This is a genomic window from Variovorax sp. TLI9-5A, from assembly GCF_056867935.1.
In genome coordinates this window covers 2930900-2953716 of record NZ_CP200310.1, presented here as the reverse complement: position 1 = coordinate 2953716, position 22817 = coordinate 2930900, and the positions used below count along the sequence as shown (strand labels likewise).

The window sequence follows — 22817 nt, the reverse complement described above, 5'->3', positions numbered from 1 at the left end:
GTGCCGCAGCGGCCAGACTTTGCGCCAAGCGCTGCTCCAGCATTCATGACCACCCGCAAATCCGTCCGTCGCCTCTCCGCCGTTCCTTCCACCCTGCGGATTCCCCTGGCCGCGCGCGCCTCGGGCGACGCGATGTTCCCGCAGGTGGCCGTGCGCGATGCATACGCCGCGGGCATCCTCGAACAGATCCGCGACGAGGGCGACCCGCTGCCGGAAGACCGGGCCACCATCTACGGCATCCTCTCGCGCACCCGGCGCTTCCGCAGCCTGGCGCAGGACTTCCTCAAGCAGCACCCCGGGGCGCGGGTGGTGAACATGGGCTGCGGCCTGAGCCACTACTTCCAGTGGCTGGACGACGGCAAGTCGCGCATGACCGACGCCGACCTGCCCGAGGTGCTCGAACTGCGCCGAGCACTGCTTCCAGAGCCTACCGATCGCCATGACCTGCGCGAGCTCGACCTCACCGCCCCCGACTGGTGGGACCAGCTGGGCCTGCCACACAAGCGCAACGCGCAACCGGTGTTCCTTTTCACCGAGGGCGTGCTGATGTACCTGGAGCCTGCGCAAGTGCAGGCGGTGCTCGCCACCTTCGGCGAGCGCGCTCCAGCGGGCTCGATGCTGGCCTTCGACGCGATGTGCTGGCTGGCGGTGGGGCGCGGCAGGCAGCATCCGTCGGTGCGCGTGACCGGCGCGGAATTCAAATGGGGCATCCGCCGCACGGGCGAGCTCACGCAACCCCATCCGCGCCTGAGCCTCGAAGGCACCTACCGGGTACTCGAAGGCTTCGGCCTGCCCTACACGCTGTTCGCGCCGATGGTCATGCTGTTTCTCGGCGTGCCGCTCTATGCGCTCTACGCGCTGCAGGCGACGGACGGCGCGGATACATAAACGCACAATTTTGCGAATTGCCGGTTTTGTCCGGCGCAGGCTGCGCGGATCGGCTGACGCCGGGCGAGCCGGGAAAAGGCCATGCTTCGAGGGTGTTTACGGTCGCGGAAAATGCCATATCGTTTCCGCAGTTGACCTTCTTTTTTCCTCTCCCTTTCTTCCCCAAGAGATTCGCAACCCTCAAGAACCACATGCTTGATCGCCGATCCTTCCTTGCCGCCGGCAGTGCCGCTGCCGCACTCGCCGCCCTCGGACTGCCCGAAGAGGCCCTGGCCGCCAACGGCCTGCAACTGAGCCAGCCCACGCCCTTCTCCTTCGACGCACTGGTCGCGCAGGCGAAGACCCTGGCCGCCAGGCCTTATGCGGCCCCCAAGGCGCTGGCGCCCGAGGTGCTCGACCGCATCGACTACGACGCGCACGGCAAGATCAAGTTCGATCCGGCCAACGCCCTCTTCCGCGACGGGCCGGGCGCATTCCCCGTCACCTTCTTCCACCTCGGTCGCTTCTTCCAGACGCCGGTGCGCATGAACGTGCTGGAGAACACCGACGGCGATGCCTTCGCGCGCGAGGTGCTCTACAGCCCTTCGTACTTCTCGATGCCGCCCGACAGCCCCGCGCGCTCGCTGCCGCCGGGCGCGGGCTTCGCGGGCTTCCGCCTGCAGGAAAGCCGCCTGGGCGACCAGGGCAAGCTCGACTGGCAGAAGAACGACTGGGTCGCTTTCCTGGGCGCCTCGTACTTCCGCGCCATCGGCGAGCTCTACCAGTACGGCCTGTCGGCGCGCGGCATCGCGCTCGACGTGGCGGTGCCCGACAAGCCCGAGGAATTCCCGAACTTCACGCGCTTCTATTTCGAGACACCGGCCGCCAGCAACACGACTTCGATGACGGTCTACGCGCTGCTCGAAGGGCCGAGCGTGACGGGCGTGTTCAAGTTCGTGATGCAGCGCACCAAGGCCGTCATCATGGACATCGACGCGCGCATCTTCATGCGCCGCGACGTGGCCCGCCTGGGCCTGGTGCCGCTCACCTCGATGTACTGGTACTCGGAGACCATCAAGCCCACCGCCATCGACTGGCGCCCCGAGGTGCACGACTCCGACGGCCTCGCGATCTGGAACGGCGCTGGCGAGCGCATCTGGCGCCCGCTCAACAACCCCTCCCAGACACGCGCATCGGCCTTCGCCGACACCAGGCCGCGCGGCTTCGGCCTGCTGCAGCGCGACCGCGCCTTCGACCACTACCAGGACGGAGTGAACTACGAGAAGCGCCCGAGCCTGTGGATCGAGCCGCTGGGCGACTGGGGCGAGGGCTCGGTGCAGCTCATCGAGATCCCGACAGACGACGAGATCCACGACAACATCGTCGCCTTCTGGGTGCCCAAGGCCGACGCGAAGGCCGGCGCCAGCTACAGCCTGCAGTACCGGCTGCACTGGACCGACCAGGAGCCCTTCCCGTCGCCGCTGGCGCGCTGCGTGGCCACCCGCATCGGCCGCGGCGGCCAGCCGGGGCAGCCGCGGCCGCAGGGCGTGCGCAAGTTCATGGTGGAGTTCATCGGCCAGCCGCTGACCACCGTGCCCTTCGGCGTGAAGCCGGAAGTGGTGCTGACGGCCGCGCGCGGCAAGTTCTCGTACGTCTTCGCCGAAGCCGTGCCCAACGGCGTGCCGGGCCACTGGCGCGCGCAGTTCGACTTCACGCCCGAGGGCAACGAGCCGATCGACATGCGCATGTACCTGAAGAACGGCGAGCAGACGCTCACCGAGACCTGGCTGTACCAGTACCAGCCAGGGTGAGTTCTTTCAGACCTCCTGGCCGAAGCCTCAGCGCTTCGTGACGGAGATCAGCTCGACTTCGAAGTTGAGCGTGGCGTTCGGCGGGATCACGCCGCCGGCGCCGCGCGAGCCATAAGCAATCGACGGCGGGCAGGTCAGCTTGGCCTTGCCGCCCGGCTTCATCTTCTGCACGCCTTCGGTCCAGCACGGGATCACGCCGTTGAGCGGAAACTCGGTGGGCTCGCCGCGCTTGTAGGAGCTGTCGAATTCCTTGCCGCTGTCGGGGAAGGTGCCGCGGTAGTGCACCTTGACCACGTCGGTGGCCGCGGGCGATGCGCCGGTGCCTTCCTTGATCGACTGGTAGATCAGGCCGCTGGACGTGGTCACGGGCGCGGACTGCGCGAACGCGGCGGGCATTGCAAGGACGGACACGAGAGCGGCACAGAAAAGAGACTTCACAGAACACCTCGAAGGTTGAGAGGCCCCGATTATGGCCAGCGGCCGAGTCGCTCGTTCCAAGGAGGCCCTGCTGGAACAGCCCTTGCTTTGGCGAATGTGCACTGTCAACATTCACGAAGAGAGGAAGTCGAATGAACTCCACCGAAGCCAGCACTGGCGCAACGCCGGCCCACACGGGCACGGGGCATCTGAAGAAAGTGCTCGGCCCCGTTCAGCTCTGGGGCATCGCGGTGGGCCTCGTCATCTCGGGTGAGTACTTTGGTTGGAGCTACGGCTGGAACACGGCCGGCACGCTCGGCTTCCTGGTCGCCACGGTGCTGGTGGCGACCATGTACACCACCTTCATCTTCAGCTTCACCGAGCTCTCGACGGCCATCCCGCACGCAGGCGGTCCTTTTGCCTACGCGCGGCGCGCCTTCGGCCCCAACGGCGGCTTCGTCGCGGGCTTCGCAACGCTGATCGAATTCGTCTTCGCGCCGCCGGCCATCGCGCTGGCCATCGGCGCGTACCTCAACGTGCAGTTCCCGGGCGTCAATCCGAAGTGGTTCGCGCTCGGCGCGTACGTGATCTTCATCGGGCTCAACTGGATCGGCGTGGGCATCGCGGCGGCCTTCGAACTCTTCGTGACGGTGCTGGCCATCGTCGAGTTGCTGGTGTTCATGGGCGTGGTCACGCCGGGCTGGACCATGGCCAACTTCGTGGCCAATGGCTGGGCCGGCGGCAGCGTACTGAACGGCGCGGCCATCGCGGGCATCTTCGCGTCGATCCCGTTCGCGATCTGGTTCTTCCTCGCCATCGAAGGCGCAGCCATGGCGGCCGAGGAGGCGCGCGATCCGCACCGCACCATTCCCATCGCCTACACCACGGGCATCGTCACGCTGGTGGTGCTGGCCTTCGGCGTGATGATCTTCGCGGGCGGCGTGGGCGACTGGCGCAAGCTCGCCAACATCAACGACCCGCTGCCGCAGGCCATGAAGGCCGTGGTGGGCGACAACAGCGGCTGGCTGCACATGCTGGTGTGGATCGGCCTCTTCGGGCTGATCGCATCCTTCCACGGGATCATCATGGGCTACTCGCGGCAGATCTTCGCGCTGGCGCGCGCGGGCTACCTGCCGCGCTACTTCGCGGGACTGAGCCCGCGCTTCGACACGCCGCACCGCGCGCTGCTGGCCGGCGGCGTGATCGGCGTCATCGCCATCTTCAGCGACGAGTGGGTGCAGTTCGGCGGCCAGACGCTCACCGCCAACATCGTGACCATGGCCGTGCTGGGCGCCATCGTGATGTACCTGATCTCGATGGCCGCGCTGTTCAAGCTGCGCCGCAGCGAGCCCGACCTGCTGCGCACCTACCGCGCCCCCTTCTACCCGGTGTTCCCGGCCATCGCGCTCGGGCTCGGCGTGGTGTGCCTGGGCGCGATGGTGTGGTTCAACGGCATGCTGACGCTGCTGTTCATCGTGCTGATGGCTGCCGCCTACGGCTACTTCCTGCTGACCTCGGGGCAGCGCGATGCCGCCGCGCCCGACGAGATGCTGTCTTCCTCGGCGACCAGCGCCTGAAGGCCGAGAAAGCACGCTGACCAAGATGCTCTACCGCACCACCATCGCCGGCCAGGTCTTCACCTTCGAAGACCTGCGGCAGGTCATGGCCTTCGCCAGCCCGGCGCGTTCGGGCGATTACCTCGCGGGCATCGGCGCGGCCACCGCGCAGCAGCGCATGGCCGCGCGGCATGTGCTGGCCGACACGCCGCTCAAACAGTTCCTCACCGAAGCGCTGATTCCGTACGAGAGCGACAACATCACGCGCCTCATCATCGACAGCCACGATGCGCAGGCCTTCGCGCCGGTGTCGCATCTCACGGTGGGCGACTTCCGCAACTGGCTGCTGTCGGACGCGGCCACCACCGCCACGCTCACGGCGCTGGCACCCGGCCTCACGCCGGAGATGGTCGCGGCGGTGTCCAAGCTCATGCGCAACCAGGACCTGGTGTCGGTCGCGAAGAAGTGCAGCGTGGTCACGCGCTTTCGCGACACCATCGGCCTGCCCGGCCATCTCTCGGTGCGCCTGCAGCCCAACCACCCGACCGACGACCTGCGCGGCGTGGCCGCCTCCACGCTCGACGGCCTGCTCTACGGCGCGGGCGACGCGGTGATCGGCCTCAACCCGGCCTCCGACAGCATGCCCGTGCTGGGCCGCCTGCTGCACATGCTCGACGAGGTGATCCAGCGCTTCGAGATTCCCACGCAGAGCTGCGTGCTCACGCACGTGACCAACACGCTCAAGCTGGCCGAAGCCGGCGCGCCGGTGGACCTGGTGTTCCAGTCGATCGCGGGCACCGAGAAGGCGAACCTCTCCTTCGGCGTGACGCCCGAGCTGCTCGACGAGGCCCACGCCGCCGCGCAGTCGCTCAAGCGCGGCACCGTGGGCGACAACGTCATGTACTTCGAAACCGGCCAGGGCAGCGCGCTGTCGGCCAACGCCAACTTCGGCGTCGACCAGCAGACCTGCGAGGCGCGCGCCTACGCGCTGGCGCGGCGCTACAGGCCGCTTCTCATCAACACGGTGGTGGGCTTCATCGGGCCGGAGTACCTGTACGACGGCAAGCAGATCATCCGGGCGGGTCTGGAAGACCACTTCTGCGGCAAGCTGCTGGGCCTGCCCATCGGCTGCGACGTCTGCTACACCAACCACGCCGAGGCCGACCAGGACGACATGGACACCCTGCTCGTGCTGCTGGGCACGGCGGGCATCAACTTCATCATGGGCATTCCGGGCGCGGACGACGTGATGCTCAACTACCAGAGCACCTCCTTCCACGACGCCCTGTTCCTGCGCGACACGCTGGGCCTGAAGCGCGCGCCGGAGTTCGAGGCATGGCTGCAGCGCATGCAGATCACCAACACGGCGGGCAAATTGGCGCCGCCTTCCGTCAACCGGCTGCTGGCCGACATGAGCGCGCTCTCCGCGCTGGCGCCATGAGCGACGAATCGCCAGTCACTCCCAACCCGTGGTCGCAATGGCGCTCGGCCACGCCCGCGCGGCTGGCGCTGGGCCGCGCCGGCTCGGGCATGCCGACGGACGAAACGCTGCGCTTCGGCTGGGCGCACGCGATGGCGCGCGACGCGATCCATGCCGCGCTCGACGTCGACGCGCTCGCGGCCGCCCTCACCGCGCAGCGCTGGGAGGTGGCCCGCGCACGCAGCCGCGCGGCGGACCGCACCGAATACCTGCGCCGCCCCGATCTCGGCCGCCAGCTCAACGAGGACGACGCCACGCGCCTGCTCGCCGAGCGGCGCTACGGCTGCGACGTCTGCGTCGTGATCGGCGACGGGCTCTCCTCGCTCGCGGTCGCCCGCCACGCGGTGCCTCTGCTGGCCGCGCTGCGCCCGCACCTGCCGGCCGACACCCGTTTCGCGCCGGTGGTGGTCGCCACGCAGGCGCGCGTGGCGCTGGCCGACGAGGTGGGCGAACTGTTCGGCGCGGCGCTGTCGGTGATGCTGATCGGCGAGCGGCCGGGCCTCAGCTCGCCCGACAGCCTGGGCATCTACCTGACCCACACGCCCAAGCGTGGCCGGCACGACGCCGAGCGCAACTGCATCTCGAACGTGCGGCCCGAGGGCCTGTCGAGCGAGGCGGCCGCGTTCAAGCTGGCATGGCTCATGCGGGAGTCCCTGCGCAAGGGGCTGACGGGCGTGGGTCTCAAGGACGAGAGCGATCTCGCGATGCTCGACGAAGAGCGCCGGGCGCCTCCGCTCCCACGCTGAACAGCGCGGCCAGCGCGGCCAGCGCGGCCAGAACTGTCACGGGCGATTCGTACGCTCGTCATCCTCTTTTTCGTTCACCTCATTCATCACCGCATTCACTTACTCAAAAAGGAAAAAAAGCAATGCAACGTCGCCTCCTCCTTCTCACGCCGCTGGCCGCAGCACTCGTTTCGACGGGTTGCGCCAGCCTGCCGTCCGCCGGCAAGGGCAACGCCATCGCGCCCGGCAACTGGGACGCCTTCAACCGCGCGCAGATCGAGGGCCTGATCGCCGGCCTCGGCAAGGCAAGCCCGGGCTACGACGCGGCTAAGCCGCCGTACGTGGTGTTCGACTGGGACAACACCAGCGTCTTCCTCGACATCGAGGAGGCCGCGCTCATCTACCAGCTCGAGAACCTGGTCTTCGGTGCCACGCCCGCACAGCTCGAAACGGCTCTGCGAAAGAACATCCCGAAGAAGAACTTCCTGCCCGCATACAACAACGCCGCCGGCCAGGCCGTGAACATCGACGCGGTGGTGCCAGACATCGTCGCGAGCTATACGTGGCTCTACCAGAACTACAAGGGCCTGAAGGGCGACCAGTCGCTCGCCGTGGTGGCGCTGAGCCCTCATTACGGTGCGTTCACCACCAAGGTGCGCTACCTCTACGAAGCCATCGGCGATACCTTCGACCACGACACGGCCTACCCGTGGGTCACCTACCTCTTCGCCGGCATGACCGAGGCGCAGGTGCGCAAGCTCACGGCCGACACGGTGGCATGGCAGCTCAAGGAGCCCGTGGCCAAGGTCAAGTGGACTTCGCCCGCCGCGCTGCCGGGCCGCGCGGGCGTGGTCTCGGTGAGCTGGAAGAACGGCCTGCGGCTGCAGCCGGAGATGCAGCAGCTGTACGCCGCCTTCCGCAACGCGGGCTTCGACGTGTGGGTGTGCTCGGCCTCCTTCGTCGACGTCATCAAGGAGATCTCGTCGAACCCTGCCTTCGGCTACAACAACCCGCCCGAGCGCGTGCTGGCGATGGAGCTGGAGCGCGACGCCAGCGGCGTGATCCAGCCCGAATTCCGCCGCGGCTACGACCAGACGCAGGGCCCGGGCAAGACGAAGAACATCCGGCGCTTCCTGGTCAGCAAGTACGGCTACGGTCCGAGCTTCGTGGCCGGCGACAGCGAAGGCGACCAGAACATGATGGCCGACTTCGCCGACACGAAGAAGGTGCTGATCGTCAACCGCCTGCGTGACCCGAAGACCGACATCGGCAAGTTCTCCGCCATGGCGGTGCAGAACTACGGCAAGGCCGACACGCGCTACCTGCTGCAGGGCCGCGACGACAACACCGGCTCGTGGGTGAGTTCGCAACTGCATACCCCGCTGGGCGCCACCCAAGGCAAGGCACTCAAGCAATAGAACGGGAGAGAGCGGGAGCGGTTGCGCGGTCTCCGGCGCAGCTTGCCTATGATGGCCCCATCAAGGCAACCCGCAACGGAGACAACATGGCCACAGAGCGCTACCCCCTCGCCGAACTCAAAGACCTGCCCGAGGACATCCGCACCGCGATCCTCGCGGTGCAGGAAAAGGCCGGCTTCGTGCCGAACGTGTTCCTCGGTCTCGCGCGCCGCCCCGCCGAATGGCGCGCCTTCTTCGCGTACCACGACGCGCTCATGCTCAAGGAGGAAGGCTCGCTCACCAAGGGCGACCGCGAGATGATCGTCACCACCACCAGCGCGGCCAACAAGTGCCTGTACTGCGTGGTGGCGCACGGCGCGCTGCTGCGCATCTACGAGAAGAAGCCGCTGGTGGCCGACCAGGTGGCGGTGAACTATCGCAAGGCCGACATCACGCCGCGCCAGCGCGCGATGCTCGACTTTGCGATGAAGGTCTGCGAACGCTCGCACGAGATCGACGACAGCGACTTCCCGCCGCTGCACGCCCACGGCTTCGACGACGAGGACATCTGGGACATCGCGGCCATCACCGCCTTCTTCGGCCTGAGCAACCGCCTGGCCAGCTTCAGCGGCATGCAGCCGAACAACGAGTTCTTCCTCATGGGGCGTGTGCCCCGCGAGAAGAAGTAAGAAGCAGGAAGCAGGATCGCTGCCTCAGCCCTTCGCACGGCAGGAGGCCAGCGCGTCCAGCGCCGGCTTGTAGGTCGGCGTGGTCACGTCCATCACGCCCAGCACCGTGTGGTACAGGTTGTCGTGGGTGAGCGGCGCGTCGAGACCCGCTTCCATGCATGAACGCGAGAGCTTGCGTCGCTCGGTCATGCCTTCGCTGAACCAGGTGACCATGGGCACGTGCTTCTGCGCGTCGGGTGCGAAGCTGTACGGCACGCCATGCAGGAACAGGCCGAACTCGCCCAGCGATTCGCCGTGGTCGCTGATGTAGAGCATCGCCGGGTCGTACTGCTTCGACTGCGCCTTGAGCCAGTCGATGGTCTGGCCGAGGAAGCGGTCGGTCTGCACGATCGAGTTGTCGTACACGTTCATCAGCTCGGCATGGCCGCAGTCGGCGAGCGCATTGGTCTTGCACTCGGGCAGGAAGCGCTTCACGTCGGGCGCCGAGCGCTTGTAGTAGGCCGGGCCGTGGCTGCCCATCTGGTGCATCACCAGCACCACACCCTTGGCGCGGCGCTCGGCCGGCAGCGCCGCGATGCGCTCGTCCAGGCCCTTGAGCATCACGTCGTCCAGGCATTCGTCGCCGTCGCACAGCGCCTTCCTGGTGGCGGCGTCGAGCCCGGCGAAGGCCGAGGCGTTCGGGACGCGCTCGCACACGCCCTTGCAGCCGGCCTGGTTGTCGAGCCAGAACACGGCGAGGCCGGCGGCCTGCAGCACGTCGACCAGGGTTTCGTAATCGTCCTTGCGCGACTCGTAGCCTTCCTTGCCCAGCGGCGAGAACATGCACGGCACCGAGGCCAGCGTGTTGGTGCCGCAGGAGCGCACCTCGCGATAGCTCAGCACGCCGCGCTTGGCCAGCTCGGGCGTGGTGTCGCGCGCGTAGCCATTGAGGGCGAAGTGGTCGGCCCGGGCCGTTTCGCCAACCACCACCACGAAGAGCGGCGGCTTGGTCTGCGCGGCGTAGCTTGCGCCCAGCGCCGTTCCGGCTGTGATGGAAACCAGCTTCCCGCTGCGCTTGAAGAGCGGCTTGATGAAAAGCGAACCCGTCGAATAGAGGGACGCGATCGGATTCATCATGTAGCGCAGGTGCACGTTGTTGCGCATCAGCGGCGCCAGTTCGCGGTTCATGGCCACTGCGGTGCCCACGGCCACGGCGACGGACAGCAGCAGCAGCCCCACGTTGCGCCCGAGCTTCGGCAGAAAACGCATCGGCGCGACGCGCACGCGCCAGATCAACCAGGCCGCGGGCAGGACAACAACCGCCACGTTGAAGGCCATGCGCCAGCTCAGCAGATCGCGCGCCTCGTTCGGGTCGGTCTGTAGTGCGTTGGCGATCATGGTGGGGTCCATGACCACGCGGTACTCGAGCATGTAGTGCTGCACCACCGCGGCCAGGATTACTACCAAAAGCCACAGCGGCTTCATCCAGCGCGACCAGGCCGTGAACGACAGGATGGCCGCCGAGCCACACAGCGTGAGCAGGCTCATCGACACGACGGTCGACATGTAACTGCTGGGCGCGCCGCCGATTCGGGCCAACTCGTTCCACAGCGGCCAGTTGGTAGTCAGTACAAGGTAAAGGCTGAGCCAGAGGACGACCATGGCGGCCGAGCGCGGCCGCTGCAACCAGAGGTCGAATCGTGCCCACGGGGCGCCGGACGGTGGCAACTGTGGTGTTTTTGACTCAGGAGTACCCGCCTGCTGCAAGGGCGCAGGCGAAATTCGCGAAACAGACATCGGGCGAATGTAACGAGTCCGCCTGAAGCGAGGCTGAATTGCCCCTTCAGTCCGTGTTCAGACTCGTCGCCCTGCGCAGCCGCAACCTCGCCGAGCGCCGCCGCGCCACCAGAGCACCCGATGCAGCCTGGCCCAGCGGCCGGCTGACGCCGCGCTCCACCACGATAGCCACCAGTGCGCCCAGCATGGTCGCCGCCACGATGTCGGACGGGAAATGCAGCCCCAGGTACACCCGGCTCCACGCCACCAGGGCCGCCACGACCAGCGCCGCCAGCATGGGCGCGCGCGACGGCAGGCACCACAGCGCGAAGGCCGCGGCGAAGGTGCCGGCCGCGTGCATGCTCGGGAAGCCGGGCTGCACACCTTGCGGCACCCACTGGATGCCCAGGCCGTAGAAGGCCGGCCGGGGAATCGGCGCCAGCGTGCGGATCACGCTCACGACGATCCATGCCGCCAGTACGCTCAGGAGCACGGTGAACAGCGCATAGCACCAGCGCCGGCTGAAGAGCGCGCACACGCCGATGGTCAGCGTCAGCAGGGCCGGCAGCAGGTCGGAGCAGAACTCGGCGAAGCGCAGGCTCCACGGCGGCACCGTGGCGCTCGCGTTGATCAGCCTGAAGAGGGCGAAATCAAGGCCCTGCATGTGCGGGCACCGCCGTCCTCAGTGCGCGCGAACCGAAGCGCGTGACCGCCACGTCGATGGCGAAGCCCACCGTCCAGCAGACCCAGGCGGTCCAGAGGGTGTGGCTCATGTAGTGCGCGCCGCGCAGCTGCTGGGCCACGCCCAGCACGAGGCCAGCCGCCACGGCCGTCCAGAGCCAGATCGCCGCCGCCCGGGACGATACCCGCCGCAGCACGAAATACCCGCCCACGTAGGCGAAGGCCGCCGAGGCATGGCCGGCCGGGAAGCAGCCGCCGGGGCCGCCGTCGCCCACGCCCCACGACCAGTGCGACACATAGCGCGCCACGCCGCCGAACTCCTGCAGGTCCCAGGGGCAGCTGGTGTGGCTCGCGTGCTTGATGATGCTGACCGCGATCACCGAGCCGAGCACGGTCAGGGCCAGTTGCACGCGGGAGCCGGTATCGAGGCGGCGCAGCACGCCGAAGGGCCAGCGGATCGCGGCGAACAGCAGGATCACCAGCGCCCAGCTGAGGTTGCGCGCGCCCTCATGCATGACGTGGACCATGAAAGGGTTCTCGCGCAGGGGAAACCCGAGGTGGGAGCCCGCCATGCGTGCCAGCAGCAGATCGCCACCCGTCGCGTCCCATGCCATCAGCGCAGCCAGCGCGACAAGGGTGAAAACCCCCAGACGAAAAATAGGCGGACGAGTCATGGACGAAGGCAGGACTGAAAAACAGCCGCGAGCCTACGTTTGCGGAATGAACCGAGCCTGAAGCAAGATGAACCGAACCTGACTGAAAAGCCTGCTTCAGCCCTGGGGCGCTAGACTGCAATTTTTCTCGGAAAGACATGCGTGCGCATATTGCTGGTCGAAGATGACAGTGCTCTGGCAGATGCCGTCTGCAGCTACCTTCTGGCCAAGGCCTTCGTGGTCGACGTGGCGCCGAGCCTGGCGGATGCACGCGGCGCCCTTCTCTCGGTGCAGTACGCGGCGGTACTGCTCGACCTGCACCTGGGCGACGGAGACGGCCTATCGCTGCTGCCCCAGATACGCGCCCTGCCCGAACGCCCCATCGTCATCGTGCTGACCGCGCGCGACCAGGTGACCGACCGCATCCGCGGACTGGATGCCGGTGCCGACGACTACCTCATCAAGCCCTACGACCCGGCCGAGCTGCTCGCGCGCCTGCGCGCGGTCGAGCGCCGCCGCAGTTCCAGCAGTTCGCCAGTGCTGCAGCTGGGCACGCTGGAGATCGACCTCGCCCACGACATGGTGCGCAAGAGCGGCTCGCCGATCACCCTCACGCAGAAGGAATGGGCGCTGCTGCGCGTGATGGCCACCCGGCCCGAGCGCATCCACACGCGCGAGAACCTCGCCGATGCGCTGTACGGTTTCGGCGACGAGGCCGACAGCAACACGCTCGAAGTCTTCATCAGCCGCCTGCGGCGCAAGCTCGGCCGCAGCCACATCCAGACGCTGCGCGGGCTTGGCTACCGGCTGTCGTTCTCCACGGACGAGGACGAATGAGCGCCGCCCGGCCGCCCGAAGGCGCTCGCGCCGCAGTGCGAAGCGCGGAGGCTGCACGTTGAATTCGGCCAGCTTCGCGGCCGGCCGCGATTCGCTCGCCGGTCGGCTGACCCGTACGCTGATCCTGTGGGTCGGCGGCGTGTGGCTGCTGTGCGTCTTCGCCGTGGTCTGGTACGTGGACCGCGAAATCAACCACAACTTCGACAACGAGCTCGTCGAGGTCTCGCACCGCATGTTCGCGATGGCGGTGCAGGAGCTCGAGAAGCTGCAGCACCCGGGCCAGGAACAGCCGCGCGAACCGCTGATCGCGCCCAAGCAGCTCTTCTCGGAAGACGCGGTGATCTACCAGATCGTCGACCTGCACGAGCACGTGCTGCTGCGCTCCGCTGAAACACCCGCCGACACCTTCGACGTGCCGCTGGCCGCCGGCTTCGCGAACAACCCGACCTGGCGCATCTACACCGTGCGCCATCCGACGCTGGGCCTGTTCTTCCAGGTGGCCGACCCGCTCGACGAACGCCGCCACGCGCTCAACCGTACCCTCTTCGGCCTGATCATTCCGCTCGGCGCGGTACTGCCGCTGCTCGCGCTGGTGCTGCGCAACGTGGCGCGCACCGAACTGCAGGTGCTTCAGAACCTCGCCGGCGAGATCGAGAAGCGCAGCGGCGCGGACCTGAGCCCGATCACCCTGCCCGGCCTGCCGAAGGAGCTGCGCACCGTCGGCGATCACGTCAACCGGCTGCTGGAGCGGCTGTCGCACTCGCTCGACGTGGAGCGCGCGCTGGCGGCCAATGCCGCGCACGAGCTGCGCACGCCGCTTGCCGCCGCAAGGCTGCGGCTGCAGACCGCGCTGGAGCACGACCTGCAGCGCAACGACGTGCAGGCCGCGCTCGACGCGCTGCGCACGCTGAGCCATCGCACCGAAAAGCTGCTGCAGCTCTCGCGCGCGGAATCGGGCGCCTCGCTCGCGCGCACGCGGGTCGATCTGGTTCAGCTCGCCGGCGCCGTGGCGCAGGACTTCTGGCAAGACCCGCAGAACATTGAACGCCTGGCGCTCAAGGTGCCGGACGCCGACGTACCAATGGCCCTCGGCGACGTGGATGCGCTCGCCATCGCGCTGCGCAACCTGGTCGAGAACGCGCTGCGCTATGGAGGCAGTGGCCGCGTCGTTATCGAAGTGATGGGCCCCTCCACGCTGGCTGTGCGCGACGCCGGCAAGGGCGTTACGCCCGAACAGCTCGCCACCCTGCGCGAGCGCCATGTGCGCCACAGCTTCGACCGCGCAGGCTACGGGCTGGGCATCTCGATCGTGGGCACCATCGTCGAGAAGCATGGCGCGAAGCTGGAGTTGTCCTCGCCGCCGGCGGGTGCGGCGCAGGGCTTCGAGGCGCGGATCGTGCTTCAGCAGGCCTGACCCGGCTGCTGATGGCACCTCAGCGCCGGGCGCCTTCCTTCCTCGGCACGAAGCCGTAGGAGTTGTCGAATCCGAACTGGCCTGCGGAATACATCGCCGCCATCTTCTTCACGAGGTGCTGCTGCACTGGCTTGGGAAGCGCGAAGTAGTTGGCGTTGGCAGTGGTCTTGCGGTCGCCGTCCAGGTTGCCGGTGATGGCGTGGATGGTCGCCTTGCGGCCCTGATGGAAAGCGACGATCTTGATGCGCCCGACGAAGTCGTCGTTGACGATGCGATCGGCACCGTCGGGCTCGAAGAAGCGATAGACGAGGACGGGGTCGACCAGGCCGTCGCCGTCAATGTCCGCGAGCTCGATGAGCTTCGAGCGGAAATTGAGGCCGGCCTCTTCCTTGCCGGCGAAGTCGCGGATCGACCACTCGGGCGTCAGGCTGCCGCCGTCGGCGCCCACCTTGTAGAGCGCTGCCTGGATGGTTGAAGACAGCCTCTCCTCGGAGAATGGCAGGTCCTGCTTCTCGCCGAGCAGCAGAACGTGGCTGCCCGCCTTGTCCGAATAGCAGTAGCGCCTGAACACCGGGAGTTCGAATCCGGCCTTCCTCAGTGCCTCGGCGTTCAGGTACGGCGCGCCGGCCGCGCACTCGTTTCCGCTTTTGCCAGCTGGCGTCTGGGCATGGCTGCCCGTGGCGAGCGATACGAGCAAGGCGATCGCCAGGGGCGCCCCTCTCATTCGCCGCTCACCAGCACACGCAGCCAGTCGGGCAAGGTCAGCGCCTTCTGCCTGGGAAAGTCGACCCAGATCGTGGTCGCCCCGCCGGCCGCGCAGATCACATCGGGCTCCTCCTCGCGGGCCATGGTGGCCCAGCTCTCGAAGGTGGTGCGGCCCGGGTCGCTCACGTACATCTTGAGCAGCACGTTGCCCGGGTATTCGATCTGCCGGTAGAAGTTGCAGAAGGCGTTGACGATCACCATGCCCTCGCCGTTGGGCTGCGGCTCGAAGCCGATGGAGTGCATCCAGTCGATGCGCGCGGTTTCGAGGTAGCGGAAGTAGGTGCCGTTGTTCAGGTGGCCCATGGCGTCCATGTCACCCCAGCGGATGGGAATGGACGTTTCGTACACGAGCTTCTTCTTTTCGGGAATTTCGATTCTCATCGGTGCGCCTTGATGGATGCGAGGATGCCCAGCACGAACAGCACCGCCGCCGCCCATTCGGCGGCCTGCGGCCAGCGGCCGTCCCAGACGAAGGAATAGAGGAGCGCGAACAGCGTCTCGCTGACGATCAGCTGCCCGCAGAGGCTGGCCGACAGCCGCTGGCTGGCCACGTTCCAGAGAATGGTCGCGAGCCAAGACGAGCCGAAGCCACTGGCCAGCGCGATCCACACGAAGAGCATGCCGTCGGGCTGCGCCTTCAGCGTGGCCACGTCGCTGCCCGCGATGAGCCACAGCAGCAAAGCGCCGAGGCCGGTCGCCACGCCCAGCCAGTTGGCCCAGTCGGTCGCGTTCAGTTCGGTGTGGCGCTGCAGCCAGGCGGCGTTGAGCAGGCCGTACACCGTCCAGCTCGCCATGGCGGCCAGCGCCAGCGCGATGCCCCAGCCGAAGCGGGCGCCGGTCGCCTCGCCCGCGCCGTGCTGTGCCGACCATGCGCCGTAGATCATCAGCGCGATGCCCGCGCCGGTGAGCAGCAGCCCCGGCAGCAGCGCACTCACGCGCAGGCCCGCGGGGCGGCCCAGCAGCATCATCCAGACGGGGATCGTGCCGATGATGAGGCTCGGCACCTCCGTGCCCGCCGCCTGGATGCCGAAGGCCAGCAGCAGGTAGTAACCGCTGAAGCCGAGCACGCTGAGCCCCAGCGCCGTCAATGCCTGCCGCCCGTTGGGCCAGCGCACTGCAGCCGGCCGCGCGAACACCGCCAGCGCCGAGACTGCACCGAAGATGGCGAAGCGCGCGGCAGTGATGTCGACCATGCCGAAGTGGCCCACCATGCGCGGCGCCACGAAGGTCAGGCCCCAGAGCGCACCCGCGGCGAGCCCGGCCGCGATGCCGACCCACGCCCGCGGGCTCAGAGCGCGAACCCGTCGTCCGCCGCGATCACGGCGCCGTTCACGAAGTGGCTCTGGCCGCTGGCCAGCAGCACGATCAGGCCGTCGAGATCTTCGGGCTTGCCCACGCGCTTGCGCGGCAGCATGTTGACCAGCTTGGTGCCGCCCTCGGTGCTCCAGTGCTCCTCGTTGAGCTCGGTCGTGATGTAGCCCGGGCACAGCGCGTTCACGTTGATGCCGAAGCGGCCCCATTCGAGCGCCATGGCCTTGGTCATCTGCACCACTGCCGCCTTGCTCATGCAGTAGGTGCCGATCTGCGGCATGACCTTGAGCGCCGCGGCGGACGCGATGTTGATGATGCGCCCGCCGATGTAGGTGCCCGGCGCCGTGCCCTTGGCGCGCGCCAGCATGCGCTTGCCGACTTCCTGCGCCACGAAGAAGCAGCCCTTCACGTTGGTGTCGAAGATGTAGTCGTAGTCGTCGGGCGTCACGTCCTGCAGGCGCTGCGTGGTGCTCACGCCCGAGTTGTTGACCAGGATGTCGATGGGGCCCACTTCGGTCTCGGCTCGCGCCACGGCCGCCTTGATGCTGCCGATGTCGGTCACGTCGAGCTCGACCACATGGGCATCGCCGCCCTCGCCTTCGATGCGCGCGCGCAGCTCCTTGAGCTTCTCGACGCGGCGGCTGGCGAGCACAACGGCGGCGCCGGCACGCGCCAGCGTTTTCGCGAACTGGGCACCGAGTCCGCTGGAGGCGCCGGTGACGAAGGCCACGCGGCCGGAGAGATCGATGCTGTAAGCCATGAACTGGGTCCTGTGGAGTCGCGCAGGTGACGCGGGAAAGCCCGCCCGCGAGCGGTAGGGAGCATGCCTGGACGCGACAGGGGGCCTGCCTGGACGCCGCATAAAATGCCCCGCAATCCCGGGAAGCCCCCGCGTCTCGAAAAATCATTATCGATCCAACCCAGATGACCCACGACGAAATCCTCGCTCAGTTCGGCCCTCGCGAAGCCATGGAATACGACGTGGTCGTGGTCGGCGGCGGCCCGGCCGGCCTGTCGACCGCGATCCGGCTCAAGCAGCTCGCCGCGCAGCACGAGAAGGAGATTTCGGTCGTTGTGCTCGAGAAGGGCTCGGAGCCCGGCGCGCACATCCTCTCGGGCGCCATCATGGACCCGCGCGCGCTCAACGAGCTGCTGCCCGACTGGAAGGAACTCGGCGCCCCGCTGAACCAGCCGGTCACCGACGACGCGATGGTGTTCCTGGGCGAGAAGTCCGGCCTGCGCACCCCCAACCTCTTCTTGCCGGCCTGCTTCCAGAACCACGGCAACTACATCATCAGCCTGGGCGCCTTCACCAAGTGGCTGGCGCAGCAGGCCGAGAACCTGGGCGTGGAGATCTTCCCGGGCTTCCCTGCTGCCGAAGTGCTCTACAACGAAGACGGCTCGGTGCGCGGCGTGGCCACCGGCAACATGGGCGTCGGCAAGGATGGCGAGCCCACCGAGAACTTCCAGCTCGGCATGGAGCTGCTGGGCAAGTACACCGTGTTCGCCGAAGGCGCACGCGGCCACCTGGGCCGCCAGCTCATCGCCAAATACAAGCTCGACGCCGGCAAGGACCCGCAGACCTACGGCCTGGGCGTGAAGGAAGTCTGGGAAATCGACCCCAAGCGCCACCAGCCCGGCTTCGTGCTGCACACCGCCGGCTGGCCGATGAAGAGCGACACCTATGGCGGCGCCTTCCTCTATCACATGGAGGACAACAAGGTCACGATGGGCTTCATCACCGGACTGGACTACAGCAACCCCTACCTGAGCCCCTTCGAGGAAATGCAGCGCTGGAAGCTGCACCCCAACATCCGCTGGTACCTGGAAGGCGACGAGGCCAAGGGCATCAAGCCGGCCAAGCGCATCGGCTACGGCGCGCGCGCCATCACGGCCGGCGGCCTGATGTCGCTGCCCAAGACCGTGTTCCCGGGCGGCGCGCTGGTCGGCTGCGAGGCCGGCTACCTCAACGTGAGCCGCATCAAGGGCAGCCACGCCGCCATCAAGACCGGCATGCTGTGTGCCGAAGCAGCCTTCGACGCGGTCGTGGCCGGCCGCCAGCACGACGAGCTCACGGCCTACCCGGCAGCCTTCGAGAAGAGCTGGCTGCACGCCGAACTGAACAAGGCCCGCAACTTCAAGGCCTGGTTCAAGAAGGGCCTGGGCATCGCGACCTTCATGAACGGCGTCGAGCAATGGCTGCTCAAGGGCCACATCCCATGGACGCTGCGCCGCAACAAGCCCGACCACCAGTACCTGAAGCCCGCGGCGGAGTGCAAGCCCATCGTCTACCCGAAGCCCGACGGCAAGCTCACCTTCGACCGCCTCTCCAGCGTGTTCATCAGCAACACCAACCATGAAGAGCAGCAGCCGGCCCACCTGACGCTGAAAGACGCCACGGTGCCCGTGAACGTCAACCTCGCCAAGTTCGCCGGCCCCGAAAGCCGCTATTGCCCGGCCGGCGTGTACGAGTTCGTCGGCACCGACGACGGCAAGCAGCGCCTGCAGATCAACGCGCAGAACTGCGTGCACTGCAAGACCTGCGACATCAAGGACCCGACACAGAACATCGTGTGGGTCACGCCGGAAGGCGGTGGCGGGCCGAACTACGTGGGGATGTAAGGCCTCCGGCCCTTTCCCGATTTTTCACGCTTGTTCCCGTTCCAGGCCCTCTTCGGAGGGCCTTTTCTTTGGCGTGGCCGAAAGGCCCCCCTGCCTCAGGCGAGGTACGCAGCGACCTCCTCGGGCGCGAGCAAGCGCACGAGCGACACACGCGACTTCTGCTCCGAATGGAGCACGCGGTTGAACCCATTCCAGCTGCGGCTGGGCTTGTCCTGCGTGTCCAGCGCAACGAGCACCAGCCGGTCCTGCCTGCGGGCGTTCTCGCGCAGCGACCCCTCGCCCCAGGACCATGCCATGGGATCGACCAGCTCTCCGTTCCTGAAGGCGTCGGCCTGCAGCCACAGGTATTCGGCGCAGTCGGTGTCGCGGCTTGCGTTCGCGCCCGCCTCGCCCTCGGGCGGCTGGATGCCGAGTACCTTGGCGTGCTTGCGCATCAGCTTCTGCAGCAGCGAGAACGCGTGGAAGTTGTTGTTGATGGCGTGGGCCTTCACCAGCATGCCGGTGCCGGAGGCCGGAAGGAGCACCACCAGCTCGTCTTCGTAGGTCAGCTCGGCGGCACCCTGCAGGAAGTGCAGCCCGTCGATGGGCAGCGAATCGTTGACGGCCATCGCATCGATGCGCGCCACCAGTTCGCCGTCGGCCAGCAGGGCGCGGTGGTTGCGCACGTCGCGCATGAGCATGGTCATCAGCGGAAGCACCAGCAGCGCAGCCGCGGCCTGCCGCGCCTCGACCTCGAAACGCTCCTGCGCCGACAGCGCGCCGAGCGCGGCATTGGCGGCCTGCCATTCGGCAAGCTCGTCGGAATCCGCGTCATCGTCGTCCTCCATCGGCTGCGTCGCGCAGAAGGGCTCGAGCGAGGCGAGCAGGCCGGCCATGAGCTCCAGCGCCGCGCCGAAGAGCAGATGCGGATCGGCCCCGTCCTCCACGAGCGCGCCGCAGAACAGTGCGAGCAGAGCGGCCCGGTGGGGATGCAGAACAGGCAGCTGGTCGGCGGCCAGTCGCAGCACGTCGTTCTTGTCCGGGCTCTTCGTCGCCGAGATGTAGAAATCCACCACCTCCTTGCGCGAGAAGAACGAGGACTGTGTGTCGAGGTCGGCTTCGCCGAGCACCGGCTGCCGCAGCGTTTCCAGGAAATCGGGTGGGAGCTTCATCGTCATGGTTGTCGTTGCCGGACCGGATCGCGGCGCAGGCCGCTCGGCCCTTTCGGCCGAGCATGCCATACGCATGCGCAGCGGCCGGTGCCCGAACCGCCACGCAGAATGCGCCGCACGCTTATCCTCGGCGCTCACAGGAGACAAGACCCATGCAGATCATCATCACCGGCGGCGCAGGCTTTCTGGGTGCGCGCCTCGCACGCACGCTGCTCAAGCAAGGCAGCCTTTCGCTGGCCGGCTCGCCCGCCAGCCCCATCGAGCGCATCACGCTGGTCGATCGCGCGGCCCCGCCGGCCGACCTCGCGGCCGATGCCCGCATCAATGCCATCACCGGCGACCTGAACGAGCAACTCTCGGCGCAGTCCGATGCCACGCCCTGGCGCGAAGCCGACGCCATCTTCCATCTGGCTGCGGCCGTGAGCGGCGAATGCGAGGCCGACTTCGACCTCGGCATGCGCAGCAACTTCGCCGCCACGCACGCGCTGCTCGAACGGATCCGCGCGCTGGGCACCAGGCCGGTGCTGGTGTTCGCCAGTTCGCTCGCGGTGTTCGGCGACTCGCCCGAGCAGCCCTTGCCGAGGGTGATCGAGGACCACACGCTGCCCACGCCGCAGACCAGCTACGGCATCCAGAAATTCATAGGTGAACAGCTGGTAGCCGATTTCACGCGCAAGGGCTTCGTGCGCGGACGCAGCGTGCGGCTCATGACCGTGAGCGTGCGGCCGGGCAAGCCCAACGGCGCGGCCTCGGGCTTCTTCAGCGGAATGATCCGGGAGCCGCTGGCGGGCCTGCGCGCGGCCTGCCCGGTGCCCGACGAGACGCCTGTCGCCATCGCCTCACCGGCTCGCACCATCGAGGGCATCATCCGCGCCGCCGAGGCGAGCGATGCGCAATGGGGCCCGCGCACCGCGCTGAACCTGCCTTCACTGTCGACCACGGTGGGCGAGATGGCCGCGGCGCTGGAGCGCGTGGCCGGCAAGGCGGCCACCTCCCTGCTCGACCGCACGCCGGACCCGACGATCATGCGCATCGTGAAGACTTGGCCCGGGCGCATCGAAACGGCACGCGCGAAGGCGCTGGGCCTGGCGGCGGACGACAGCTTCGAGGCGGTCATCCGCGAGTACGTCCGTGAAAATCCCGACGCCGTGAAGCTTCCGGTTACGGCATAGTCGGATCAAGCGCGCCTGACGCGTTCCTGACCCAACTCCCCGGAGACAACATGAAATTCGGCCCCATTGCCGCCGCTTGCCTTTCGCTCGCCCTGAGCTCGGCTGCCTTCGCGCAGACGACCATGAAGATCAGCATCTCGACCGCGCAGAACTCGCACCAGGGCGTTGCCATCGACACCTTCGCCAAGGAAGTGGAGAAGCGCACCGGCGGGCGCTACAAGGTCCAGACCTTCTACAACGGCTCGCTCGGCGGCGAGCGCGAGTCGATCGAGGCGGTGCAACTCGGCACGCAGGAGCTCGCGTTCTCCTCGACCGGCCCGGTGCCGAACTTCGTGCCCGAGACGAAGATCCTCGACGTGCCCTTCCTGTTCCGCGACAAGGCCCACGCACGCGCGGTGCTCGACGGCCCGATCGGCCAGGACCTGCTGACCAAGTTCGACGCCAAGGGCTTCAAGGCGCTGGCATGGGCCGAGAACGGCTTCCGCCACATGACCAACAGCAAGCGCGACGTGAAGGCACCTGAGGACCTCAAGGGCCTGAAGATGCGCACGATGGAAAACCCGGTGCACATCGCCGCCTACAAGGGCTTCGGCATCATCACCACGCCGATGGCCTTCCCCGAGGTGTTCACCGCGCTGCAGCAGGGCACGGTCGATGGCCAGGAGAACCCGCTGCCGGTCATCATCTCGGCCAAGTTCGACCAGGTGCAGAAGCACCTGTCGCTCACGGGCCACGTCTACTCGCCCTGCATCTTCCTGATGAACAAGGCGAGCTTCGACAAGCTCAGCGCGGCCGACAAGCAGGCCTTCCTCGACGCCGCCAAGGAAGGCACCAAGGCCAACCGCGCGCGCGTGGACGAGGACGACGCCAAGGGCGTGGCCGACCTGCGCGCCAAGGGCATGACCGTGATCGACAACGTCGACAAGGCCAAGTTCGTCGCCGCGCTCGCGCCGGTCAATGCCCAGTTCGAGAAGGAATTCGGCAAGGCCAATCTCGACAAGATCCGCGACTACAAGTGAAAGAAAAATTCCTGAGCATCGAGCGCTGGACCACCGGCGCGTCGATGCTGATGGCCTGCGCGATGCTGGTCGTCGCGTCGAGCCTGGGCCTGTTCCAGATCATCACCCGCTTCGTGCTGGAGCAGCCGGCCGAGTGGAGCGAGATCCTGATCCGCGTGAGCCTCATCTGGATGGTGTTCCTCGGCATCCCGACCGCGTTCCGCCAGGGCGCGATGGTGAGCGTTGACGTTCTCTACCGCTGGAGCCCGCCGCGCGTGCGCCGCGTGCTCGACGCGGTGGTGAGCCTCGCCGCGCTGATCCTGATGCTGGTGGTGCTGTGGTGGGGCTTCGACTATGCGATGCGCGGGCGCGTGCAGTCGATGGCGGGGCTGGAGAGCGTCTCGATGCTGTGGTCCTACCTCGCCTTGCCGGTGGGGTCGATCTTCTGCCTGTTCGGCATCGTCGGTAATTTCCTCGATCCGAAGCGGCTCGAACTGGAGACCGCGCAATGAGCGC

Annotated in this window: 22 protein-coding genes; 13 read left to right on the top strand and 9 right to left on the bottom strand. The window is 67.4% G+C overall.

Features of this window, described 5'->3' with window-relative positions; genetic code table 11:
• Positions 1-45 precede the first annotated feature (45 nt).
• A complete protein-coding gene (locus tag AC1VNX_RS14035; protein WP_483157236.1) occupies positions 46-888 on the top strand; it encodes a class I SAM-dependent methyltransferase in 843 nt (280 codons plus the stop codon).
• A 191-nt stretch (positions 889-1079) separates the two neighbouring features.
• On the top strand, positions 1080-2678 hold the full coding sequence (locus AC1VNX_RS14030) for an OpgD/OpgG family glucan biosynthesis protein (protein WP_483157235.1): 1599 nt from the start codon (positions 1080-1082) through the stop codon (positions 2676-2678).
• A gap of 27 nt (positions 2679-2705) precedes the next feature.
• Here the strand turns inward: AC1VNX_RS14030 and AC1VNX_RS14025 are convergent, their stop codons facing one another.
• A complete protein-coding gene (locus tag AC1VNX_RS14025) occupies positions 2706-3074 on the bottom strand; it encodes an FKBP-type peptidyl-prolyl cis-trans isomerase (RefSeq protein WP_432726014.1) in 369 nt (122 codons plus the stop codon).
• A 173-nt stretch (positions 3075-3247) separates the two neighbouring features.
• On the opposite strand from AC1VNX_RS14025, the gene eat reads away from it, so the two are divergent.
• The 5 genes from eat (at position 3248) to AC1VNX_RS14000 (ending at position 8942) form a co-directional block, all read left to right on the top strand.
• A complete protein-coding gene (gene eat, locus AC1VNX_RS14020; protein ID WP_483157234.1) occupies positions 3248-4672 on the top strand; it encodes an ethanolamine permease in 1425 nt (474 codons plus the stop codon).
• A gap of 25 nt (positions 4673-4697) precedes the next feature.
• Positions 4698-6092, top strand: a complete 1395-nt coding sequence (locus AC1VNX_RS14015; protein WP_483157233.1) for an ethanolamine ammonia-lyase subunit EutB — start codon at positions 4698-4700, stop codon at positions 6090-6092.
• Complete coding sequence (eutC, locus tag AC1VNX_RS14010; protein WP_483157232.1) at positions 6089-6877, top strand: ethanolamine ammonia-lyase subunit EutC; 789 nt, start codon at positions 6089-6091, stop codon at positions 6875-6877. The genes AC1VNX_RS14015 and eutC overlap by 4 nt, the downstream gene beginning before the upstream one ends.
• Positions 6878-6999: 122 nt before the next feature.
• The gene (locus AC1VNX_RS14005; RefSeq protein WP_483157231.1) at positions 7000-8274 is read left to right on the top strand and encodes an HAD family hydrolase; all 1275 of its coding nucleotides are present in this window, start codon (positions 7000-7002) and stop codon (positions 8272-8274) included.
• Positions 8275-8360: 86 nt separating this feature from the next.
• Positions 8361-8942 carry a peroxidase-related enzyme gene (locus AC1VNX_RS14000; protein ID WP_301510947.1) on the top strand — a complete coding sequence of 194 codons (582 nt, stop codon included), beginning with the start codon at positions 8361-8363 and terminating at the stop codon, positions 8940-8942.
• A 24-nt stretch (positions 8943-8966) separates the two neighbouring features.
• On the opposite strand, the gene AC1VNX_RS13995 is transcribed toward AC1VNX_RS14000, so the two are convergent.
• Genes AC1VNX_RS13995 through AC1VNX_RS13985 form a run of 3 tightly spaced genes read right to left on the bottom strand, consistent with a single transcriptional unit; the run spans position 8967 to position 12052 of the window.
• Positions 8967-10718 carry a phosphoethanolamine transferase gene (locus AC1VNX_RS13995; protein ID WP_483157230.1) on the bottom strand — a complete coding sequence of 584 codons (1752 nt, stop codon included), beginning with the start codon at positions 10716-10718 and terminating at the stop codon, positions 8967-8969.
• A gap of 46 nt (positions 10719-10764) precedes the next feature.
• Positions 10765-11361 carry a phosphatase PAP2 family protein gene (locus tag AC1VNX_RS13990; protein ID WP_483157229.1) on the bottom strand — a complete coding sequence of 199 codons (597 nt, stop codon included), beginning with the start codon at positions 11359-11361 and terminating at the stop codon, positions 10765-10767.
• Positions 11348-12052: a phosphatase PAP2 family protein gene (locus AC1VNX_RS13985; RefSeq protein ID WP_483157228.1), complete on the bottom strand. Its 705-nt coding sequence runs from the start codon at positions 12050-12052 to the stop codon at positions 11348-11350. The genes AC1VNX_RS13990 and AC1VNX_RS13985 overlap by 14 nt, the downstream gene beginning before the upstream one ends.
• A gap of 141 nt (positions 12053-12193) precedes the next feature.
• Between AC1VNX_RS13985 and AC1VNX_RS13980 the strand changes: the two genes are divergently transcribed.
• Together AC1VNX_RS13980 and AC1VNX_RS13975 are read left to right on the top strand one after the other, a co-directional pair.
• Positions 12194-12868, top strand: coding sequence for a response regulator transcription factor (locus tag AC1VNX_RS13980; RefSeq protein ID WP_483157227.1), 675 nt, complete (start codon positions 12194-12196; stop codon positions 12866-12868).
• 58 nt (positions 12869-12926) lie between these two features.
• The gene (locus AC1VNX_RS13975) at positions 12927-14282 is read left to right on the top strand and encodes a sensor histidine kinase (protein ID WP_483157226.1); all 1356 of its coding nucleotides are present in this window, start codon (positions 12927-12929) and stop codon (positions 14280-14282) included.
• A 19-nt stretch (positions 14283-14301) separates the two neighbouring features.
• Here the strand turns inward: AC1VNX_RS13975 and AC1VNX_RS13970 are convergent, their stop codons facing one another.
• The 4 genes from AC1VNX_RS13970 to AC1VNX_RS13955 form a co-directional block, all read right to left on the bottom strand.
• Positions 14302-15006 (bottom strand): M949_RS01915 family surface polysaccharide biosynthesis protein, encoded by a 705-nt coding sequence (locus AC1VNX_RS13970; RefSeq protein WP_483157225.1) that lies wholly within the window; start codon positions 15004-15006, stop codon positions 14302-14304.
• Entirely contained in the window at positions 15003-15428 is a 426-nt protein-coding gene (locus tag AC1VNX_RS13965) for an acyl-CoA thioesterase (RefSeq protein WP_483157224.1), read from the bottom strand. The genes AC1VNX_RS13970 and AC1VNX_RS13965 overlap by 4 nt, the downstream gene beginning before the upstream one ends.
• Positions 15425-16258, bottom strand: coding sequence for a DMT family transporter (locus tag AC1VNX_RS13960; RefSeq protein ID WP_483157223.1), 834 nt, complete (start codon positions 16256-16258; stop codon positions 15425-15427). Before AC1VNX_RS13960 ends, AC1VNX_RS13965 begins: the two co-directional genes overlap by 4 nt.
• 77 nt (positions 16259-16335) lie before the next feature.
• Positions 16336-17118, bottom strand: a complete 783-nt coding sequence (locus AC1VNX_RS13955) for an SDR family oxidoreductase (RefSeq protein WP_483157222.1) — start codon at positions 17116-17118, stop codon at positions 16336-16338.
• 164 nt (positions 17119-17282) lie between these two features.
• On the opposite strand from AC1VNX_RS13955, the gene AC1VNX_RS13950 reads away from it, so the two are divergent.
• On the top strand, positions 17283-18980 hold the full coding sequence (locus AC1VNX_RS13950; RefSeq protein ID WP_483157221.1) for an electron transfer flavoprotein-ubiquinone oxidoreductase: 1698 nt from the start codon (positions 17283-17285) through the stop codon (positions 18978-18980).
• A 95-nt stretch (positions 18981-19075) separates the two neighbouring features.
• Here AC1VNX_RS13950 and AC1VNX_RS13945 read toward each other — a convergent pair whose 3' ends face one another.
• The gene (locus AC1VNX_RS13945) at positions 19076-20131 is read right to left on the bottom strand and encodes a hypothetical protein (RefSeq protein ID WP_483157220.1); all 1056 of its coding nucleotides are present in this window, start codon (positions 20129-20131) and stop codon (positions 19076-19078) included.
• Between the two features lie 152 nt (positions 20132-20283).
• On the opposite strand from AC1VNX_RS13945, the gene denD reads away from it, so the two are divergent.
• The 3 genes from denD to AC1VNX_RS13930 are packed head-to-tail and all read left to right on the top strand — an operon-like array spanning position 20284 to position 22813.
• On the top strand, positions 20284-21303 hold the full coding sequence (gene denD / locus AC1VNX_RS13940; protein WP_483157219.1) for a D-erythronate dehydrogenase: 1020 nt from the start codon (positions 20284-20286) through the stop codon (positions 21301-21303).
• 50 nt (positions 21304-21353) lie between these two features.
• Positions 21354-22322, top strand: a complete 969-nt coding sequence (locus tag AC1VNX_RS13935; RefSeq protein ID WP_483157218.1) for a TRAP transporter substrate-binding protein — start codon at positions 21354-21356, stop codon at positions 22320-22322.
• Positions 22319-22813 (top strand): TRAP transporter small permease, encoded by a 495-nt coding sequence (locus AC1VNX_RS13930; protein WP_483157217.1) that lies wholly within the window; start codon positions 22319-22321, stop codon positions 22811-22813. Before AC1VNX_RS13935 ends, AC1VNX_RS13930 begins: the two co-directional genes overlap by 4 nt.
• Positions 22814-22817: the final 4 nt, after the last annotated feature.